The 17,340-nt window shown below is 71.6% G+C and carries 15 protein-coding genes; all 15 read right to left on the minus strand.

Annotation, left to right across the window (positions count from 1 at the left end; genetic code table 11):
* Positions 1-71 precede the first annotated feature (71 nt).
* The 15 genes from ACFYOY_RS10380 to ACFYOY_RS10450 all read right to left on the minus strand — a co-directional run bounded on the left by ACFYOY_RS10380 (position 72) and on the right by ACFYOY_RS10450 (position 17,220).
* Positions 72-1,133, minus strand: coding sequence for a transporter (locus tag ACFYOY_RS10380; RefSeq protein WP_351895012.1), 1,062 nt, complete (start codon positions 1,131-1,133; stop codon positions 72-74).
* On the minus strand, positions 1,130-2,206 hold the full coding sequence (locus ACFYOY_RS10385; RefSeq protein WP_388586008.1) for a translation initiation factor IF-2: 1,077 nt from the start codon (positions 2,204-2,206) through the stop codon (positions 1,130-1,132). The genes ACFYOY_RS10380 and ACFYOY_RS10385 overlap by 4 nt, the downstream gene beginning before the upstream one ends.
* Positions 2,203-3,135, minus strand: a complete 933-nt coding sequence (locus ACFYOY_RS10390) for an ABC transporter ATP-binding protein (RefSeq protein WP_351895000.1) — start codon at positions 3,133-3,135, stop codon at positions 2,203-2,205. Before ACFYOY_RS10390 ends, ACFYOY_RS10385 begins: the two co-directional genes overlap by 4 nt.
* Entirely contained in the window at positions 3,132-3,563 is a 432-nt protein-coding gene (locus ACFYOY_RS10395) for a GntR family transcriptional regulator (RefSeq protein ID WP_351894994.1), read from the minus strand. The genes ACFYOY_RS10390 and ACFYOY_RS10395 overlap by 4 nt, the downstream gene beginning before the upstream one ends.
* A gap of 358 nt (positions 3,564-3,921) precedes the next feature.
* The gene (locus ACFYOY_RS10400; protein ID WP_351894988.1) at positions 3,922-5,382 is read right to left on the minus strand and encodes a glutamate synthase subunit beta; all 1,461 of its coding nucleotides are present in this window, start codon (positions 5,380-5,382) and stop codon (positions 3,922-3,924) included.
* On the minus strand, positions 5,375-9,925 hold the full coding sequence (gene gltB, locus ACFYOY_RS10405) for a glutamate synthase large subunit (RefSeq protein ID WP_351894981.1): 4,551 nt from the start codon (positions 9,923-9,925) through the stop codon (positions 5,375-5,377). The genes ACFYOY_RS10400 and gltB overlap by 8 nt, the downstream gene beginning before the upstream one ends.
* Before the next feature lie 301 nt (positions 9,926-10,226).
* Positions 10,227-10,958, minus strand: coding sequence for a VIT1/CCC1 transporter family protein (locus ACFYOY_RS10410; protein WP_351894974.1), 732 nt, complete (start codon positions 10,956-10,958; stop codon positions 10,227-10,229).
* A gap of 187 nt (positions 10,959-11,145) precedes the next feature.
* A complete protein-coding gene (lgt, locus tag ACFYOY_RS10415) occupies positions 11,146-12,111 on the minus strand; it encodes a prolipoprotein diacylglyceryl transferase (RefSeq protein ID WP_351894968.1) in 966 nt (321 codons plus the stop codon).
* Between the two features lie 70 nt (positions 12,112-12,181).
* Positions 12,182-13,009, minus strand: coding sequence for a thioredoxin domain-containing protein (locus tag ACFYOY_RS10420; RefSeq protein WP_351894961.1), 828 nt, complete (start codon positions 13,007-13,009; stop codon positions 12,182-12,184).
* Positions 13,010-13,102: 93 nt separating this feature from the next.
* Entirely contained in the window at positions 13,103-13,921 is an 819-nt protein-coding gene (trpA, locus tag ACFYOY_RS10425) for a tryptophan synthase subunit alpha (protein WP_351894955.1), read from the minus strand.
* Positions 13,921-15,168 (minus strand): tryptophan synthase subunit beta, encoded by a 1,248-nt coding sequence (gene trpB / locus ACFYOY_RS10430; RefSeq protein ID WP_014059952.1) that lies wholly within the window; start codon positions 15,166-15,168, stop codon positions 13,921-13,923. Before trpB ends, trpA begins: the two co-directional genes overlap by 1 nt.
* A gap of 117 nt (positions 15,169-15,285) precedes the next feature.
* The gene (trpM, locus tag ACFYOY_RS10435) at positions 15,286-15,438 is read right to left on the minus strand and encodes a tryptophan biosynthesis modulator TrpM (protein ID WP_388586015.1); all 153 of its coding nucleotides are present in this window, start codon (positions 15,436-15,438) and stop codon (positions 15,286-15,288) included.
* Between the two features lie 20 nt (positions 15,439-15,458).
* Positions 15,459-16,268, minus strand: a complete 810-nt coding sequence (gene trpC / locus ACFYOY_RS10440; RefSeq protein ID WP_351894951.1) for an indole-3-glycerol phosphate synthase TrpC — start codon at positions 16,266-16,268, stop codon at positions 15,459-15,461.
* 160 nt (positions 16,269-16,428) lie between these two features.
* On the minus strand, positions 16,429-16,836 hold the full coding sequence (locus tag ACFYOY_RS10445) for a DUF2752 domain-containing protein (RefSeq protein ID WP_351894948.1): 408 nt from the start codon (positions 16,834-16,836) through the stop codon (positions 16,429-16,431).
* Positions 16,837-16,953: 117 nt separating this feature from the next.
* Entirely contained in the window at positions 16,954-17,220 is a 267-nt protein-coding gene (locus tag ACFYOY_RS10450; protein WP_388586018.1) for an HGxxPAAW family protein, read from the minus strand.
* Between the last annotated feature and the right edge of the window lie 120 nt (positions 17,221-17,340).

Here is a 17,340-nt window from a genome sequence, read left to right on the forward strand (position 1 = left end):
CGGAAGGGTGAGGAGCCGCGGAAAGGTGACGTGCCGCGGAAAGGTGCGGGGCCGCGGAAGGGGGGCGCCGGTCAGGCCCGTCTGCGCCCGATCCACCACACGCAGGACGCGGCGAGCGCGACGGCCACGGCCAGGCAGATCCCGGCCTGTACCCACTGCATCGGCCAGAAGTGGCCGATGGGGTGGTAGTCCTCGTACTCCTCGGCCAGGTGGCGGCGGTCGAGGCAGCGGAAAATGGCCGGCCACCCGCCGAGCCCCGTGCAGACCGACCCATCGACCCTGGCACCGGTCCCGTCGAGATACCCCGAGCCGACGTACCACCCTCCGAACGGCGCCTCCGCGTGAACGCGGACGCCCGCTGTCACGGTGAACCGGGGCATCAGATGCGGGCGCAGCTGCTGGAGGCCGTACACGACGCCGGCGGTGACGGCGAGGGTGCAGGCCATGGCGGGCAGCGTCCGCCGGAGCACCAGGCCGAAGGCCGTGCCGAGGAAGAGGGACAGCAGGGACAGCGACACGAAGGCCGGACCCATCACGTCGAAGGGGAGGGTGTCGCCCCATTGGACGTCCGGGAAGGTGCCGCGCACCGGCCACCACCACCAGGTGAACAGCGCGGCCAGCAGGGTGGTGGCGGCCAGGGTGGCGACGACGGGGAGGGCGAGCGTGGCGAGGAGCCAGCGCACCCTGCCGACCGACTGGGACCAGACGAGCGCGGCGGTGCCGCTCTCGAATTCGCGCGCGATCAGCGGGGCGCCGACGAAGGCCCCGATGACCGCGGGGATCGCGAGCAACAGCCGTGCGGTGTCGAGCAGCGCCGCGCGGTAGGTCTCCAGCCGGACGAACGCCTCGGACAGCCTGTCCGAGGACTCCAGGGGCGCCCCATTGCAGTCGCGCCACAGCCGGCAGTCGGCGACGCCCCGGTCGTGGATCAGGGCGGCCATGCCGGTGCGCTGGTACACGAGATATCCGGCGAGGGCGAGGATCAGCACTCCGCCCGTCACCAGGACGGTCCGCTGGCGGCGCCAGGCCAGCCAGAGGGGACCGCGCGGGCTAAGCGGGGAGCCGGTGCGTCGCGGCCTCGGCGGGGAGCCGGTGTGCGGCGGGGCCGGGCGCGAGGCGGTGCCGGTCTTCACGCCGCCTCCTTCACCGCGGGCCGCCGCCGGATCCACCACACGCAGAACGCGGCGAGCGCGACGGCCGCGGCCAGGCAGATCCCGGCCTGCATCCACTGCATCGGCCAGTAGTGGCTCGCCGGGTGCAGGTCCTCGTACTGCCTCTCGGTGGCGCCGAACCGGGCGAGGCAGCGGTTCCAGCCGTCCTGACCGATGGCGGACGAGCAGCGGTCCGAGGGGATCTTCGCCCCGGAGCGGGCCAGATAGCCGTCGCCGATACCGCGCCAGGAGGTGAAGAAGACGTCAAGGGGGGTGTGCACGAAGTCGCCGCTCGCGTCGGAGACGATCGTCCGCGGGGTCATCAGACGGGGACGCAGCGCGCCGAGCCCGTACTGCACGCCGGCGGTGACCCCCAGGGCGACCGCCATGGCGGGCCCGGTGCGCCGCAGCAGCAGCCCGGCCGCCGCGCCGAGAAGGAAGGACAGCGGGGCGAGGGCGACGGCCGCCGGGCCGGTCGCGTCGAACGGCACGGCGGTGCCCCAGGCGATGTCCTGGAACTGGGTCCGGGCCGCCCGCCACCACCAGGTGTAGAGGGCCGCGAGGACCGCGGTGCCGGCCGTGACGGCGACCAGGGGCAGGGCGAGTTTGGCGATGAGCCAGCGGGTCCTGCTGACGGACTGGGTCCACACCAACTGGTGGGTGCCCATCTCCAGTTCCCGGGCGAACAGGGGCGCGCCGATGAAGACGCCGATCAGCGCGGGCAGTGCGATGAGCAGCCGTCCGGTATTGAGCAGCGGCGTGCGGTAGGTGTCGGTGAGGTGGCGGAGCGCGTCGATCGTGGGGTCGGCTCCCCTGCCGAGATGGGTGCGCCTGCCGTGGCAGAAACGCTTCCAGTCCGCGCAGCCCTGGATGTCGTGCGCCCGCATATAGCCGACCATCCCGGCGCGCTGCCACACGATGTACGCGGCGACCGCCGCGACCACGACCAGGCCCGCCCAGAGGGCGGCCCGGTGCTGCCGCGCCACCAGCCACACCAGCCCTCGGGTGCGGGGCCGTGCGCCGGGCGCGCCGAGCCGTATGCCGACCGTGCTCATGCCCCCGCCTCCGTATCGGGTGTCCGCGCGTCGTCCGCGAGCAGCGGCGGGGCCTCGGGTGTGCGCAGATAGCCGAGCAGGACCTCTTCGAGGGAGGGTTCGGTGACGATCCAGCCGTCCCCGCTCGCGGTGCCCTCCGGGCGTATCAGCGCGGTGAGCTGACGGCCTGTCGTGCGGGTCTCGACCACGGTGTGGCGGGCGAGCGCGGCCGGTGTTCCGCCGCCGGTCTCGCTCGGGCCGGTGACGACGCGGTGGGCGGCCTGGATCGCGTCCGTCTCGCCCGCCAGGCGGATCCGGCCGCCGCCCATCAGCAGCAGGTAGTCGCAGACTCCGTCGAGTTCGGCGAGCACATGGGTGGAGATGACCACGCCGGTGCCGCGCTCGGCGGCCTCGGCCATCAGCACGCCCATCATCCGGTGGCGGCGCAGCGGGTCCTGATCGGACATCGGCTCGTCCAGGAGGAGCAGATCGGCGCGTTTGCCGAGGGCGAGGGCGAGGGCCACACAGGTGCGCTGGCCGCCGGAGAGCGAGCCGACGCGGGCGGACAGCGGCACCTCGGCCTCCTCCACCACCCGTTCGGCGGCCTTCTGGTCCCAGCGGGGGTTGAGCTCCCGGCCCAGGCGCAGGGTGTCGGCGACGGAGAAGCGCGGGTAGAGCGGCTTGTCCTGGGCCACGAAGGCGACGCGCTCGCGGGCGGCGGGCGCGGAAGGCACCTGGCCGAAGACCCGCAGCGTGCCGGTGGTCGGGGTCAGCAGGCCGGCGGCGAGGGACAGCAGGGTGCTCTTGCCGGAGCCGTTGGGGCCCACCAGCGCGCAGATCCGCCCGGCGGGCAGTTGGAAGGCGACATCTCTCAGGGCCCAGCCTCGCCGGTACTTCTTGCCCAGCCCGGACGCCTCCAGGGCGCCGGCCGCCTCGATCTCGTCGGTCACCCGTTCTCACCGTCTTCCTCGTGGCCACGCTCGCTGAGGGTGGCGGTCTCGCCGAAGCGCTCTTCGAGGACCGAGGCCACCAACGCCGTCACGTCCTCGCGGTCGAGCCCGGCGGCGCGGGCCCGGTCGGTCCAGTCGGCGAGCTCCGCGCGCAGCGGTGAGTCCGCGGCGGCGCCGGGCCGGGCCAGCGACCGGCGGACGAAGGTGCCCAGGCCCGGCCGGGGTTCGACCAGGCCCTCGCGCTCCAGCTCGCGGTATGCCTTCAGGACGGTGTTGGGGTTGATGGCGGTGGCCGCGACGACCTCCTTGGCCGTGGGCAGCCGGTCCCCGGGCTGCAGCAGTCCGAGGCGGAGCGCCTGTTTGGTCTGCTGGACGATCTGCAGGTAGGTGGCGATGCCGCTGCGCCGGTCGATGCGGTACTCGACCATCCGTCCACCACCCTTTCACTAATCAGTTAGTGGAATGATGGTGGAGCGCGCCCGAGCCAATGTCAACTGCTGAGCCGGGGGTCGGCCGCTGAGCGAACGTCGACCGCAAACGCCACGCGGCGGGGGGGGGCGGGGGGGGGGGGGGGGGGGGGGGGGGGGGGGGGGGGGGCCGGGGGCGCCCCCCCCCCCCCCCCCCCCGGGGGCGCGGCCGCGGGGGGGGGGGGGGGGCCCCCCCCCCCCGCGGCCGGTCCGTACGCCGTTGTACGGGCGGAGATCCAGGAGTCCGGGAGTCCAGTCCCGGGAGCCCCAGGAGTCCCTGGAGACCGGATGCCGGGAAGACCGGCAGGGGTCGGACCGGTCAGACCATGAGGGCCCGGTCGGTGGGGCGGATCGGGGCGGGCAGTTCGCTGGCCCCGGCCAGATAGCGGTCCACCCCGCGCGCCGCGGAGCGGCCCTCGGCGATGGCCCAGACGATCAGCGACTGCCCGCGGCCCGCGTCACCGGCCACGAAGACACCCGGCACATTGGTGGCGAAGTCGGCGTCGCGCGCGATGTTGCCGCGCTCGTCCAGCTCCAGGCCGAACTGCTCGACCAGGCCGTTCTTCTGGTCGGTGCCGGTGAAGCCCATGGCGAGGGTGACCAGCTGGGCCGGGATCTTCCGCTCGGTGCCCGGCTTCTGCTCCAGCTTGCCGTCCTTGAACTCCACCTCGATCAGGTGCAGCCACTGGACGTTGCCGTCCTCGTCGCCCTCGAAATGGGTGGTGGAGACGGAGTAGATCCGCTCACCGCCCTCCTCGTGCGCCGAGGTGACCTTGTAGAGCATCGGGAAGGTCGGCCAGGGCTGGTTGGCGTTCCGATCGTCGCCGGGCTTGGGCATGATCTCCAGCTGGGTGACGGAGGCGGCGCCCTGGCGGTGGGCGGTGCCGACGCAGTCCGCGCCGGTGTCGCCGCCGCCGATGACCACGACGTGCTTGCCCTCGGCGGTGATGGGGGCGGTGGTGAGGTCGCCCTCCTGCACCTTGTTGGCGAGCGGCAGGTACTCCATCGCGAAGTGGATGCCGTTCAGCTCCCGGCCGGGGGCCGGCAGGTCGCGCGAGGTGGTGGCGCCGGCCGCGATGACCACGGCGTCGTACCGCTTGCGCAGCTTGGCGGCGTCGATGTCGCGGCCGATCTCCGTCTCGGTGCGGAACTTGGTGCCCTCCGCGCGCATCTGCTCGATACGGCGGTTGATGTGCCGCTTCTCCATCTTGAACTCGGGGATGCCGTAGCGCAGCAGCCCGCCGATGCGGTCGGCCCGCTCATAGACGGCGACCGTGTGGCCGGCCCGGGTGAGCTGCTGGGCGGCGGCCAGGCCCGCGGGGCCCGAGCCGATGACGGCGACGGTCTTGCCGCTGAGCCGCTCGGGGGGCTGCGGGGTGACATCGCCCGCGTCCCACGCCTTGTCGATGATGGTGACCTCGACGTTCTTGATGGTCACCGCGGGCTGATTGATGCCGAGCACACAGGCCGACTCGCACGGGGCCGGGCACAGCCGCCCGGTGAACTCCGGGAAGTTGTTGGTCGCGTGCAGCCGCTCGCTGGCCTCGCGCCAGTCCTGCCGGTAGGCGTAGTCGTTCCACTCGGGGATGAGGTTTCCCAGCGGACAGCCGTTGTGACAGAACGGGATGCCGCAGTCCATGCACCGTCCGGCCTGCTTGCTGATGATCGGGAGCAGCGAACCGGGGACGTAGACCTCGTTCCAGTCCTTGACGCGCTCGTCCACCGGGCGGGTCTCGGCGACCTCGCGGCCAGTGGTCAGGAAGCCCTTGGGGTCAGCCATTGATCGCCGCCTCCATCATCTTCTCGGTGGTCTCGGACTCAGAGAGCCCGGCACGCTCGGCGGCGTCCTTGGCGGCGAGCACGGCCTGGTACGTAGCGGGGATGATCTTGCTGAAGCGGGTGAGGGCGGTCTCCCAGTCGTCGAGCAGCGCACCCGCGACGGTGGAGCCGGTCTCCTCGTGGTGGCGGCGCACCGCGTCGTGCAGCCACTGCTTGTCGGTGTCGTCCAGCGCGCCGAGGGCGCCCCGCAGATCGACGTTGACGTTGTCCGGGTCGAGGTCGATCACATACGCGATGCCGCCGGACATACCGGCCGCGAAGTTGCGGCCGGTGGGCCCGAGGACGAGCGCATGGCCGCCGGTCATGTACTCACAGCCGTGGTCGCCCACGCCCTCGGAGACGACCGTGGCGCCGGAGTTGCGCACGCAGAACCGCTCGCCGACCCGGCCGCGCAGGAACATCTCGCCGCCGGTCGCGCCGTACGCGAGGGTGTTGCCCGCGATGGTGGAGTACTCGGCGAGGTGGTCCGCGCCCCGGTCCGGGCGGACGATGATCCGGCCGCCGGAGAGGCCCTTGCCCACGTAGTCGTTGGCGTCGCCTTCGAGCCGCAGGGTGACGCCCCTGGGCACGAACGCGCCGAAGGACTGGCCGGCCGAGCCGGTGAAGGTGATGTCGATGGTGTCGTCGGGCAGGCCCGCGCCACCGAACGTCCGGGTCACCTCATGGCCGAGCATGGTGCCGACGGTCCGGTTGATGTTGCGGATCGCGACCTGGGCGCGGACCGGCTGGGCGGCCTCGGCGCTCTCGGCGTTCAGCGCGTCGGCGGCCAGCTTGATCAGCTGGTTGTCGAGCGCCTTGGCCAGGCCGTGGTCCTGCGCGATGGCCTGGTGGCGGACGGCGCCCTCGGGCAGCTCGGGCACGTACAGCAGCGGGGCGAGGTCCAGACCCTGTGCCTTCCAGTGCTGTACCGCGCGGGCGGTGTCCAGCAGCTCGGCGTGGCCGATGGCCTCGTCCAGGGTGCGGAAGCCCAGCTCGGCGAGGAGCTCGCGGACTTCCTCGGCGATGAACTCGAAGAAGTTCACCACGAACTCGGCCTTGCCGCTGTAGCGCTCGCGCAGCACCGGGTTCTGGGTGGCGATGCCGACCGGGCAGGTGTCCAGATGGCAGACGCGCATCATCACACAGCCGGAGACCACCAGCGGCGCGGTGGCGAAGCCGAACTCCTCGGCACCGAGCAGCGCGGCGATGACCACGTCACGGCCGGTCTTCAGCTGGCCGTCGGTCTGCACCACGATGCGGTCGCGCAACCCGTTGAGCAGCAGCGTCTGCTGGGTCTCGGCGAGGCCGAGCTCCCAGGGGCCGCCCGCGTGCTTGAGCGAGGTGAGCGGCGAGGCGCCGGTGCCGCCGTCGTGGCCGGAGATCAGCACCACATCGGCGTGGGCCTTGGAGACGCCCGCGGCCACCGTGCCGACGCCGACCTCGGAGACCAGCTTGACGTGGATCCGGGCCTGCGGGTTGGCGTTCTTCAGGTCGTGGATCAGCTGGGCGAGATCCTCGATCGAGTAGATGTCGTGGTGCGGCGGCGGGGAGATCAGGCCGACGCCCGGGGTGGAGTGCCGGGTCTTGGCGACCCAGGGGTAGACCTTGTGGCCGGGCAGCTGGCCGCCCTCGCCGGGCTTGGCGCCCTGCGCCATCTTGATCTGGATGTCATCGGAATTGACCAGGTATTCGCTGGTCACGCCGAAGCGGCCGGAGGCCACCTGCTTGATCGACGAGCGCCGGGCGGGGTCGTGCAGCCGGTCGGAGTCCTCGCCGCCCTCACCGGTGTTGGACTTGCCGCCCAGCTGGTTCATGGCGATGGCGAGGGTCTCGTGCGCCTCCTGGGAGATGGAGCCGTACGACATGGCGCCGGTGGAGAACCGCTTGACGATCTCGCTGACGGACTCGACCTCGTCGATCGGGATCGAGGGGCGCTCCCCCTTGAAGGAGAACAGACCGCGCAGCGTCATCAGCCGCTCGGACTGCTCGTTCACCCGCTCGGTGTACTTCTTGAAGATGTCGTAGCGACGCGACCGGGTGGAGTGCTGCAGCCGGAAGATCGTCTCGGGGTCGAAGAGGTGCGGCTCGCCCTCACGGCGCCACTGGTACTCGCCGCCGATCTCCAGCGTCCGGTGGGCGGAGGGAACGCCGGAGGCGGGGTACGCCTTGGCGTGGCGGGCGGCGACCTCCTTGGCGACGACGTCCAGGCCCGCGCCGCCGATCTTGGTGGCGGTGCCGTGGAAGTAGGTGTCCACGAAGGACTCGTCCAGGCCGACGGCCTCGAAGACCTGCGCGCCCCGGTAGGACGCCACGGTCGAGATGCCCATCTTGGACATGACCTTCAGGACGCCCTTGCCGAGCGCCTTGATGAGGTTCTTGATCGCGGTCTCGGCCTCGACGCCCGGCAGGAACGTCCCTGCCCGGACCAGGTCCTCGACCGACTCCATGGCCAGGTACGGGTTGACGGCCGCGGCGCCGTAACCGATCAGCAGCGCGACATGGTGCACCTCGCGGACGTCGCCCGCCTCGACCAGCAGCCCCACCTGGGTGCGCTGCTTGGTGCCGATGAGGTGGTGGTGGACCGCGGAGGTGAGCAGCAGAGAGGGGATCGGGGCGTGCTCGGCGTCCGAATGGCGGTCGGAGAGCACGATCAGCCGGGCGCCGTCCTCGATGGCGCGGTCGGCCTCGGCGCAGATCTCGTCCAGCCGGGCGGCGAGCGCCTGACCGCCGCCACCGACCCGGTACAGGCCCGAGAGATTCGCCGCCTTGAGGCCCGGCATGTCCCCGTCGGCGTTGATGTGGATGAGCTTGGCCAGCTCATCGTTGTCGATCACCGGGAAGGGCAGGGTGACGCTGCGGCAGGAGGCCGCGGTCGGCTCCAGCAGGTTGCCCTGCGGGCCCAGCGAGGAGATCAGCGAGGTGACCAGCTCCTCGCGGATCGCGTCCAGCGGCGGGTTGGTGACCTGCGCGAACAGCTGGGTGAAGTAGTCGAACAGCAGCCGCGGCCGCTCGGAGAGGGCGGCGATCGGCGAGTCGGTGCCCATCGAGCCGATCGGCTCGGCGCCGGCCTTGGCCATCGGCGCGAGCAGGACGCGCAGCTCCTCCTCGGTGTAGCCGAAGGTCTGCTGGCGGCGGGTGACCGAGGCGTGGGTGTGCACGATGTGCTCACGCTCGGGAAGGTCGGCCAGGTCGATCAGACCGGCCTCGAGCCACTCGCCGTACGGCTGCTCGGCGGCCAGCTCGGCCTTGATCTCGTCGTCCTCGATGATGCGGTGCTCGGCGGTGTCGACCAGGAACATCCGGCCCGGCTGCAGCCGGCCCTTGCGGACCACCTTGGCCGGGTCGATGTCCAGGACGCCGACCTCGGAGGAGAGCACGACCAGGCCCTCGTCGGTGACCCAGTAGCGCCCGGGCCGCAGACCGTTGCGGTCCAGCACGGCGCCGACCTGGACGCCGTCGGTGAAGGTGACACAGGCCGGGCCGTCCCAGGGCTCCATCATCGTGGAGTGGTACTGGTAGAAGGCGCGCCGGGCCGGGTCCATGGAGGGGTGGTTCTCCCACGCCTCGGGGACCATCATCAGCACCGAGTGCGGCAGCGAGCGGCCGCCGAGGTGAAGCAGCTCCAGGACCTCGTCGAAGGTCGCCGAGTCGGAGGCGTCCGGGGTGCAGAGGGGGAAGATCCGCTCCAGCCCCTTCTCCCCGAACAGGTCGCTGACCAGCTGGGACTCCCGGGCCCGCATCCAGTTGCGATTGCCCTGGACGGTGTTGATCTCACCGTTGTGGGCGACGAAGCGGTACGGGTGGGCCAGCGGCCAGCTCGGGAAGGTGTTGGTGGAGAACCGGGAGTGGACCAGTGCGACGGCGGTGGCGAAGCGGCGGTCGGAGAGGTCCGGGAAGAACGGCTCCAGCTGGCCGGTGGTCAGCATGCCCTTGTAGACCAGGGTGCGGGCGGACAGCGAGGGGAAGTAGACCCCCGCCTCGCGCTCGGCACGCTTGCGCAGCACGAACGCCGTGCGGTCCAGGGCCACGCCGGTGCTGGTGCCGTCGGCGACGAAGAGCTGACGGAAGGCGGGCATGGTGGCGCGGGCCCCGTTGCCCAGCAGCTCGGGGGCGACGGGCACCTCGCGCCAGCCGAGGACGGTCAGGCCCTCCTCGGCGGCGAGCCGCTCGATGTGCTCCGCGGCGGCGGCGCTCTCGGTCTCGCTTTCCGGGAGGAACGCGATGCCCACCGCGTAGGCACCGGCTTCGGGCAGCTCGAAGCCGGTCACACTGGCCCGCAGGAAGGCGTCCGGAACCTGGACGAGGATGCCCGCGCCATCGCCCGAGTCGGGCTCGGAACCGGTGGCGCCGCGGTGCTCGAGGTTCCTCAGCACGGTGAGAGCCTGCTCCACGAGCTCATGGCTGGCCTCGCCGGTGAGGGTCGCCACGAAGCCGACGCCACAGGCGTCGTGCTCATTGCGCGGGTCGTACATCCCCTGGCGGGCGGGGTGGGATGCGGAACGCATCGGCTCTCCCGTCGTCGTCATGGCATTTTGCGTGTGCCGAGGGACGACGTTGGCCCTCCGCGAGAATTTCGTGCAGGTTACATGATGGGGCGAATCTCGGGAAGCGGAAATTCCGTTCCATCATGCGGACACCCCAAGGGTGGGGCGATATCAGGCAATACAGGCGGTAGTGGACTGGGCGACCAACGTCGCCATAGCGCGGACCGGGCGACTCTGCCCAAGCGCTTTCGGCTTATGCCCGCCTGTAAAAGGATCGAAACCGAGGAGTAACGGCGTAGTTATGCGGCTCACCGTATGCCTGTCATCCTACGGCCGTTCCGAACAAAGTGCCCAGGGCATAGGTCACACCCGCCGCCGCGCCGCCCAGCGCCAGCTGTCGCAGACCGCTGTACCACCAGGAACGGGCGGTCACCCGCGCCACCGCCGCACCACAGCCGAAGAGCCCGATCAGCGCCAGCACCACGGCCGGCCACAGCGCCGTGGCACCCAGCAGATACGGCAGCACCGGCAGCAGCGCGCCCAGCGCGAAGGAGCCGAACGAGGACACCGCCGCGACCAGCGGCGAGGGCAGATCGTCCGGGTCCACGCCCAGCTCCTCGCGGGCGTGTATCTCCAGCGCCTGCTCGGGGTCGCGGGAGAGCTGCTCGGCCACCTCACGGGCCAGCGCCGGCTCCACACCGCGCGACACGTAGAGCGCCGCCAGCTCCTCCAGCTCGTCCACGGGGTACTTGCGCAGCTCGCGCCGCTCCACCTCCAGCTCGGCCTGGACCAGCTCGCGCTGGGAAGCGACGGAGGTGTACTCACCGGCAGCCATGGAGAAGGCACCGGCCGCGAGGCCCGCCAGGCCGGTGATCACGATGGTCTGCCGGTCCACGGCGCCGCCGGCCACGCCGGTCATCAGCGCGAGGTTGGAGACCAGTCCGTCCATGGCTCCGAAGACGGCGGGGCGCAGCCAGCCGCCGGTCACATCACGGTGGGTGTGGTTGTCGCGGTGGGCGATGTGCGGCGGCTCGGCGGCGTCGATGACGGACATATGAAGATGTACTCCCTTCGAGAAGGGTGTGGCGATGCGGCCTCACCCCAACGCTTCGAAGGTACGCACGAATTCCCCCGCTCCGCCAGCAAGGAAGGCCGAACTTACCTCGCTGACCTGCGAAAACGTAAAGAGGCCGCCGAACCCCGAGGGATCCGGCGGCCTGTTGGACGCGACGCGGGGCGCGTCAGGGTTTCTTGGAGGGCTCCGCCTCGGCGGCCACCGCACCGGCTTCGTCCGCGCCGCCGCTCCCGGCCGCAGCGCCGTCGCCGGCCTCGGTGGTGGTGGCCGGGGCCGGTCCGCCGCCGCTCGCGTCCGCGCCGTCCTCGACCGCGGCGGGCTCGACGACCTCCTCGCGGCCGGGGGACTTCTTCGCGGAGATCACCAGATAGGCCACCGCGGCCAGGAAGACCACGACGGACGTCCAGTTGTTGAGCCGCAGCCCCAGCACATGGTGGGCGTCGTCCACCCGGAGGTACTCGATCCAGAAGCGGCCCACGGTGTACGACGCGACGTAGAGGGCAAACGCACGGCCATGCCCCAGCTTGAAGCGGCGGTCCGCCCAGATCACCAGCAGGGCCACGCCGATGCACCACAGCGACTCGTACAGGAAGGTCGGGTGGTACGTGCCGGCCACCCGGCCCGCGTCGGCGTCGCCGTCGATCTTCAGCGCCCACGGCAGGGTGGTCTCCTTGCCGTACAGCTCCTGGTTGAACCAGTTGCCCCAGCGGCCGATCGCCTGGGCGAAGGCGATGCCGGGCGCGATGGCGTCCGCGTAGGCCGGGAGCGGGATGCCCCGGCGGCGGCAGCCGATCCAGGCGCCCAGCGCGCCCAGCGCGATGGCCCCCCAGATCCCGAGGCCGCCCTGCCAGATCTTGAACGCGTCCACCCAGTCACGGCCGTCGGTGAAGTACAGCTCGTAATCGGTGATGACGTGGTAGAGGCGGCCTCCGACCAGGCCGAAGGGCACCGCCCAGACGGCGATGTCGGCGACGGTGCCGACGCGGCCGCCCCGGGCGACCCAGCGCCGCCCGCCGAGCCAGACCGCGACGAAGACGCCGATGATGATGCAGAAGGCATAGCCGCGCAGCGGGACCGGACCGAGATAGATCACGCCGGACGACGGGCTGGGGATGTAAGCGAGGAGGTCCATGACAGGACCGACGCTACCGTGCCGGGCGGGAGATACGGCAACCCACCCGGCAACGGCTGCGTAACAAGGATCAGTCCCGGGCCGCCGCGAGGACCATGCGCTTGAGCTTGTTGGGGCTCAGCGGCTTGTCGGGGTCGCCGTACACGGACTTTCCGCCCAGCAGCACCGTCGGCGTGGACGCATAGCCGGAGTGCGCGAAGACATCGTTGGACTTGCGCACCCAGGCGTCGTGCCGGCCCTCCTCGACGCATGTGCGGAAAGCGGGGGTGACCAGCCCGGGGACCTGGTCCGCGAGCTTGATCAGCCGGGCGTTCTTCGCGTAGGTGTCCCGGGTCTCCGCGGGCTGATGGCGGTAGAGCACATCGTGGTACGCCCGGAACTTCCCGGCGCCCTGGTCCTGGGCGCAGGCCGCCGCGTTCGCCGCGCGGACCGAACCGGTGCCGCCGAGGTTCCCGTCGATGATCGTCACCAGGTGGTACTCGACCTTCATCCGGCCCTCGTCCTGCAGCTCGTGGACGGTCTTGCGGAAGACGTCCTCGAACTGCTTGCACCCGGGACAGCGGAAGTCCTCGTACACCGTCAGGGTCACCGGGGCCGGCTTCCCGGCCTTGTCCGCCCGCCCGGCCTTCCCCGCCTTCTCCACCATCCCCGAGGGGATCACCAGGCGCCCCTTGCCGACCGCTCCGCGCGGTGGCACCACGGAGCCGCCCGACTTGCCCGAGTCGTCTTCGGTCCTGGACGCGACCATGCCCACCCCCACGGCCCCGGCGAGGACGGCCACCACCGCCCCCAGGACGCCCAGCGTCCGCTTCCGCTTCGCGCGCGACCGCTCCCGCTCGCGCTGTTCCCTCAGGCGCTCTCGGGCGCCGCGCTTTCCCTCACGGTTTCTCTGACTCACGCCCTCGCCAACGAGGCGGAGGAGCACCGCTGAGCTCCTCCGCCCCGTTCTTCCCTCTAACGAGCGACCCTCCAACGGGCGAGGCGCTAGGCCCTAGCGGGCGGCGCGCACGCCTTCGGCCAGCTCACCCGCGAGTTCGCGCAGCCCCGCCAGGCCGGCCTCGGTGTCACCCTCGGCGTCCAGCAGCCGCTTGACGAAGGCCGAGCCCACGATGACCCCGTCAGCGAACGCCGCGACCTCGGTGGCCTGGGTGGCGTTGGAGACGCCGAGCCCCACGCAGACCGGAAGCGTGGTGGTGCGGCGGGTGCGCTCGACCAGCTCGCGCGCCTCCTGGCCCACCGATTCCCTCGTTCCGGTGACGCCCATCAGGGACGCCGCGTAGACGAAACCGCTGCCCGCCGCCGTGATCTTCGCCAGCCGCTCATCGCGGCTGCTGGGCGCGACCACGAACACGGTCGCCAGACCGTGCTGCTCGGCGGCCTTCCGCCAGATCTCCGACTCCTGGACCGGCAGATCGGGCAGGATGCAGCCCGCGCCGCCCGCCTCGGCGAGATCGGCGGCGAACCGCTCGACGCCGTACCGGTCCACCGGGTTCCAGTACGTCATGCACAGGATCGGGGCGCCCGTCCGGGCGTGGACCTCCCCCACCGTGCGGATCACATCGCGGATCTTGACCCCGCCGCGCAACGCGATGTCATCGGCGGTCTGGATCACGGGCCCGTCGAGGACCGGATCGCTGTGCGGGAGCCCGACCTCGACGATGTCGCAGCCGCCCTCGATCATGGCGGTCATCGCGTCCACCCCGCCGTCGATGGAGGGGAAACCGGCGGGCAGATAGCCGACGAGCGCGGCGCGCCCCTCGTCCTTGGCGCCCGCCAGGACGGATCCCAGCAGCTCCAGATTCCCGGCCATCACTTCGCTCCCTGGTCGCTCTGCTGGTCGTAGAGCCCGAAGTACCGAGCCGCCGTGTCCATGTCCTTGTCGCCGCGCCCGGAGAGGTTGACCAGCACCAGACCGTCGCTCCCCAGCTCACGGCCGAGATCCAGGGCGCCCGCCAGCGCGTGGGCGCTCTCGATCGCCGGGATGATGCCCTCGGTCTCCGAGAGCAGCCGCAGCGCCCGCATCGCCTCGTCGTCGGTGACCGCTCGGTACTCGGCGCGGCCGATGTCCTTCAGATACGCGTGCTCCGGCCCGACGCCGGGGTAGTCCAGACCGGCCGAGATCGAGTACGGCTCGGTGATCTGGCCGTCCTCGTCCTGGAGCACGAACGACCGGGAGCCGTGCAGGATCCCGGGCTCGCCCTGGCTCAGCGTGGCCGCGTGCTCCCCCGTCTCCACACCGTGTCCGGCGGGCTCGAAGCCGACGATGCGCACGCTCTCGTCCGGCAGGAAGGCGTGGAACAGCCCGATCGCATTGGATCCGCCGCCCACGCAGGCCGCGACCGCGTCCGGCAGCCGCCCGGTCCGCTCCAGGATCTGCCGCCGCGCCTCCACGCCGATCACCCGGTGGAAGTCGCGCACCAGCGCCGGGAAGGGGTGGGGGCCGGCCACGGTGCCGAAGAGGTAGTGGGTGCGGTCCACATTGGCGACCCAGTCCCGGAACGCCTCGTTGATGGCGTCCTTCAGGGTGCGGCTGCCGGACGTCACGGAGATGACCTCGGCGCCCAGCATCCGCATCCGCGCCACATTGAGCGCCTGCCGCTGGGTGTCGACCTCGCCCATGTAGATGGTGCATTCGAGCCCGAACAGCGCACACGCGGTGGCCGTGGCCACGCCGTGCTGACCGGCGCCGGTCTCGGCGATGACGCGGGACTTGCCCATGCGCTTGGTGAGCAGGGCCTGCCCCAGCACGTTGTTGATCTTGTGGGAGCCGGTGTGGTTGAGGTCCTCCCGCTTGAGGAAGACCCGGGCGCCCCCGGCGTGCTCGGCGAACCGCTGCACCTCGGTCAGCGCACTGGGCCGGCCGGTGTAGTTGACCAGCAGATCCTCGAGCTCGGCCGCGAAGGCGGGGTCCGTCTTGGCCTTCTCGTACTCGGCCGCGACCTCGTCGACGGCGGCGACGAGCGCCTCGGGGATGAACTTGCCGCCGAAGGCGCCGAAATAGCCCTCGGCGCTGGGCACTCGACCCTCCGGGTCGGGGATGAAGAAATCAGAGGACATGGGTGGTACTCCTCTATCGGGGCAGCGCCCCGCAACGGATGTGATGGGTGGGAAGGCCATGGCCCACCGGGCAGAAAGCCTCCGGTACGGCCCACGGCTACGGCCTGCAGCGCACTCTCAGCGCGCTGCGGCCTGGCGCCATCGCCGCCCGTTGATCTGCCCCGGCTCGCATCCGATGTGGTAGCGCACGCGCCGCCCCCGCACCCGCCGCGCGGGCGCGCGGCAGCCCCGGGGCCGACAGCCCCGGGCCAGGCGCGCGTACGTCTCCATGGTCCGCGGGTCCCGTCTCGTCAGTCCCGGCCGTGGCGCAGCGCCGGATGGGCGCCCGCCGCCACCAGATCGGCCACCGCGGCCTTGGGGTCGCGCCCGGTCACCAGGGACTCGCCGACCAGCACCGCGTCCGCGCCGTCGTTCGCGTAGGCGATCAGGTCGTGCGGGCCGCGCACCCCCGACTCCGCGATCTTGACGATGTGGTCCGGGATCTCCGGGGCGACGCGTGCGAAGGTCGAACGGTCCACCTGGAGGGTCTTGAGGTCGCGCGCGTTGACGCCGATGACCCGGGCCCCGGCGTCGACCGCCCGGACGACCTCCTCCTCGTCGTGCACCTCGACCAGCGGCGTCAGCCCGATCGACACGGCCCGCTCGATGAGCGAGACCAGCGCCTCCTGCTCCAGCGCGGAGACGATCAGCAGGATGACGTCGGCGCCGTACGCCCGCGCCTCCCACAGCTGGTACGAGGTGACGATGAAGTCCTTACGGAGCACCGGAATGTCGACCTTGGCCCTTACGGCTTCCAGGTCGGCCAGCGAACCGCCGAAGCGCCGCTGCTCGGTCAGCACGCTGATCACGGACGCGCCGCCCGCCTCGTAGTCGGCGGCGAGCCTCGCGGGGTCGGCGATCGCGGCGAGCGCGCCCTTGGACGGGCTGGACCGCTTGACCTCGCAGATCACCTTGACGCTGTCGCCCTTGAGCGCCGCGACACCGTCCTTCGCCGGCCGGGCCTTGGCCGCCCGCTCCTTGAGCTCGTCGAGGGTGACGCGCGCCTGCCGCTCCGTGAGATCGGCACGGACTCCGTCGATGATCTCGTCGAGCACACTCATCGAGCGGGCCCCCTTCCGTGACGGGGATGAAGCTGGCTTTGAATCTGCCGGGTGTGGCGGCATGCCGCCTCACCTGGCACTGCGATGGTAGCCGCCGGGAGGCAGAGGTCTCGCATCCGGTTGACGCGGACGGCCGCCACATGCACATACACAACAGCGGTCACGGCGCCAGTAGTCCCCCGAACGGAAAATTCCGGACGATTGTGAAGATCAGGGCCACCGCGCCGAGCGCCCCCGCATGCCACAGCCGCGCCGCCGGGAAGCGTCCGCGCACACACCACACCGCCCAGCAGACGGCGAAGAGCGCGTAACAGCCGACAGCGAGGGCGTTGTCACGCAGCGCCGCCGCCAGATCCCCGTGGGCCAGGGCGTGGGCGCCGCGCAGCCCGCCGCAGCCGGGGCAGTACAGCCCGGTGAACCGCAGCAGCGGGCAGACGGGGTAGTGACCGGGCTCCCGGGGGTCGACGGCGCCGACGTAGCCAAAGGCGGCGAGGGCACCCACGAGCACCCCGAAAGGTGCCGCGAGACGCCGCGCCCCGGCCGGGGCGGCCGGCGATGGTTCGCTCACACCGCCAAGTCTCCCCCGGGATCCACGAAGGCGCAGCTCAGGGCCGGTGCACCGGCCTCCGTACGGCTCAGTGCCGAGCGCGGTGGAGGCGGGCGCGGCCCCGGGCCGCGCCCGGGCTCACTGCTGGGTCTGTGCCTGCGCCTGCGCCGTGGGCTGCGGCTGCGGCTGCGGCTGCGGGAGCGAGTGCTGCTCCTTGGGCAGGCCCAACCCGGCCGCGCGCATCGCCATGCCGACGACACCGCCGAGGGCGATGATCACCATGCCCACCCAGAAGCCGAGCGGGCTGGCCGCCACGGTGAACGCGCCGGCGACACAGAAGCCGATGAAGGCGATGGTGACACCGGTCCAGGCGGCCGGGGTGTGTCCGTGGTTGTGACCCGCCATGAATTCTCCTCGTAGCTGTACTGCGCCTGGTCCGGGCGCTCGGGGGCGAACGCTCCCAGGCCATTGTCCCCGACGCGCGAAATACCCTTGAGCGGGGGTGGACATTGCGGTCCGAGACGG

The sequence above is a fragment of the Streptomyces sp. NPDC007875 genome (assembly GCF_042868035.1).
Taxonomy (GTDB): Bacteria; Actinomycetota; Actinomycetes; order Streptomycetales; family Streptomycetaceae; genus Streptomyces; species Streptomyces antimycoticus.

Excerpts from the sequence above, each read along its gene's own strand:
- lgt (WP_351894968.1), bottom strand. The coding sequence starts at position 12,111 with ATGGACCTCCTCGCTTACATCCCCAGCCCGTCGTCCGGCGTGATCTAT.
- trpA (WP_351894955.1), bottom strand. The coding sequence starts at position 13,921 with ATGGCCGGGAATCTGGAGCTGCTGGGATCCGTCCTGGCGGGCGCCAAG.
- ACFYOY_RS10395 (WP_351894994.1), bottom strand. The coding sequence starts at position 3,563 with ATGGTCGAGTACCGCATCGACCGGCGCAGCGGCATCGCCACCTACCTG.
- trpC (WP_351894951.1), bottom strand. The coding sequence starts at position 16,268 with ATGAGTGTGCTCGACGAGATCATCGACGGAGTCCGTGCCGATCTCACG.
- ACFYOY_RS10450 (WP_388586018.1), bottom strand. The coding sequence starts at position 17,220 with ATGGCGGGTCACAACCACGGACACACCCCGGCCGCCTGGACCGGTGTC.
- ACFYOY_RS10385 (WP_388586008.1), bottom strand. The coding sequence starts at position 2,206 with ATGAGCACGGTCGGCATACGGCTCGGCGCGCCCGGCGCACGGCCCCGC.
- gltB (WP_351894981.1), bottom strand. The coding sequence starts at position 9,925 with ATGCGTTCCGCATCCCACCCCGCCCGCCAGGGGATGTACGACCCGCGC.
- trpB (WP_014059952.1), bottom strand. The coding sequence starts at position 15,168 with ATGTCCTCTGATTTCTTCATCCCCGACCCGGAGGGTCGAGTGCCCAGC.
- ACFYOY_RS10410 (WP_351894974.1), bottom strand. The coding sequence starts at position 10,958 with ATGTCCGTCATCGACGCCGCCGAGCCGCCGCACATCGCCCACCGCGAC.
- ACFYOY_RS10400 (WP_351894988.1), bottom strand. The coding sequence starts at position 5,382 with ATGGCTGACCCCAAGGGCTTCCTGACCACTGGCCGCGAGGTCGCCGAG.
- trpM (WP_388586015.1), bottom strand. The coding sequence starts at position 15,438 with ATGGAGACGTACGCGCGCCTGGCCCGGGGCTGTCGGCCCCGGGGCTGC.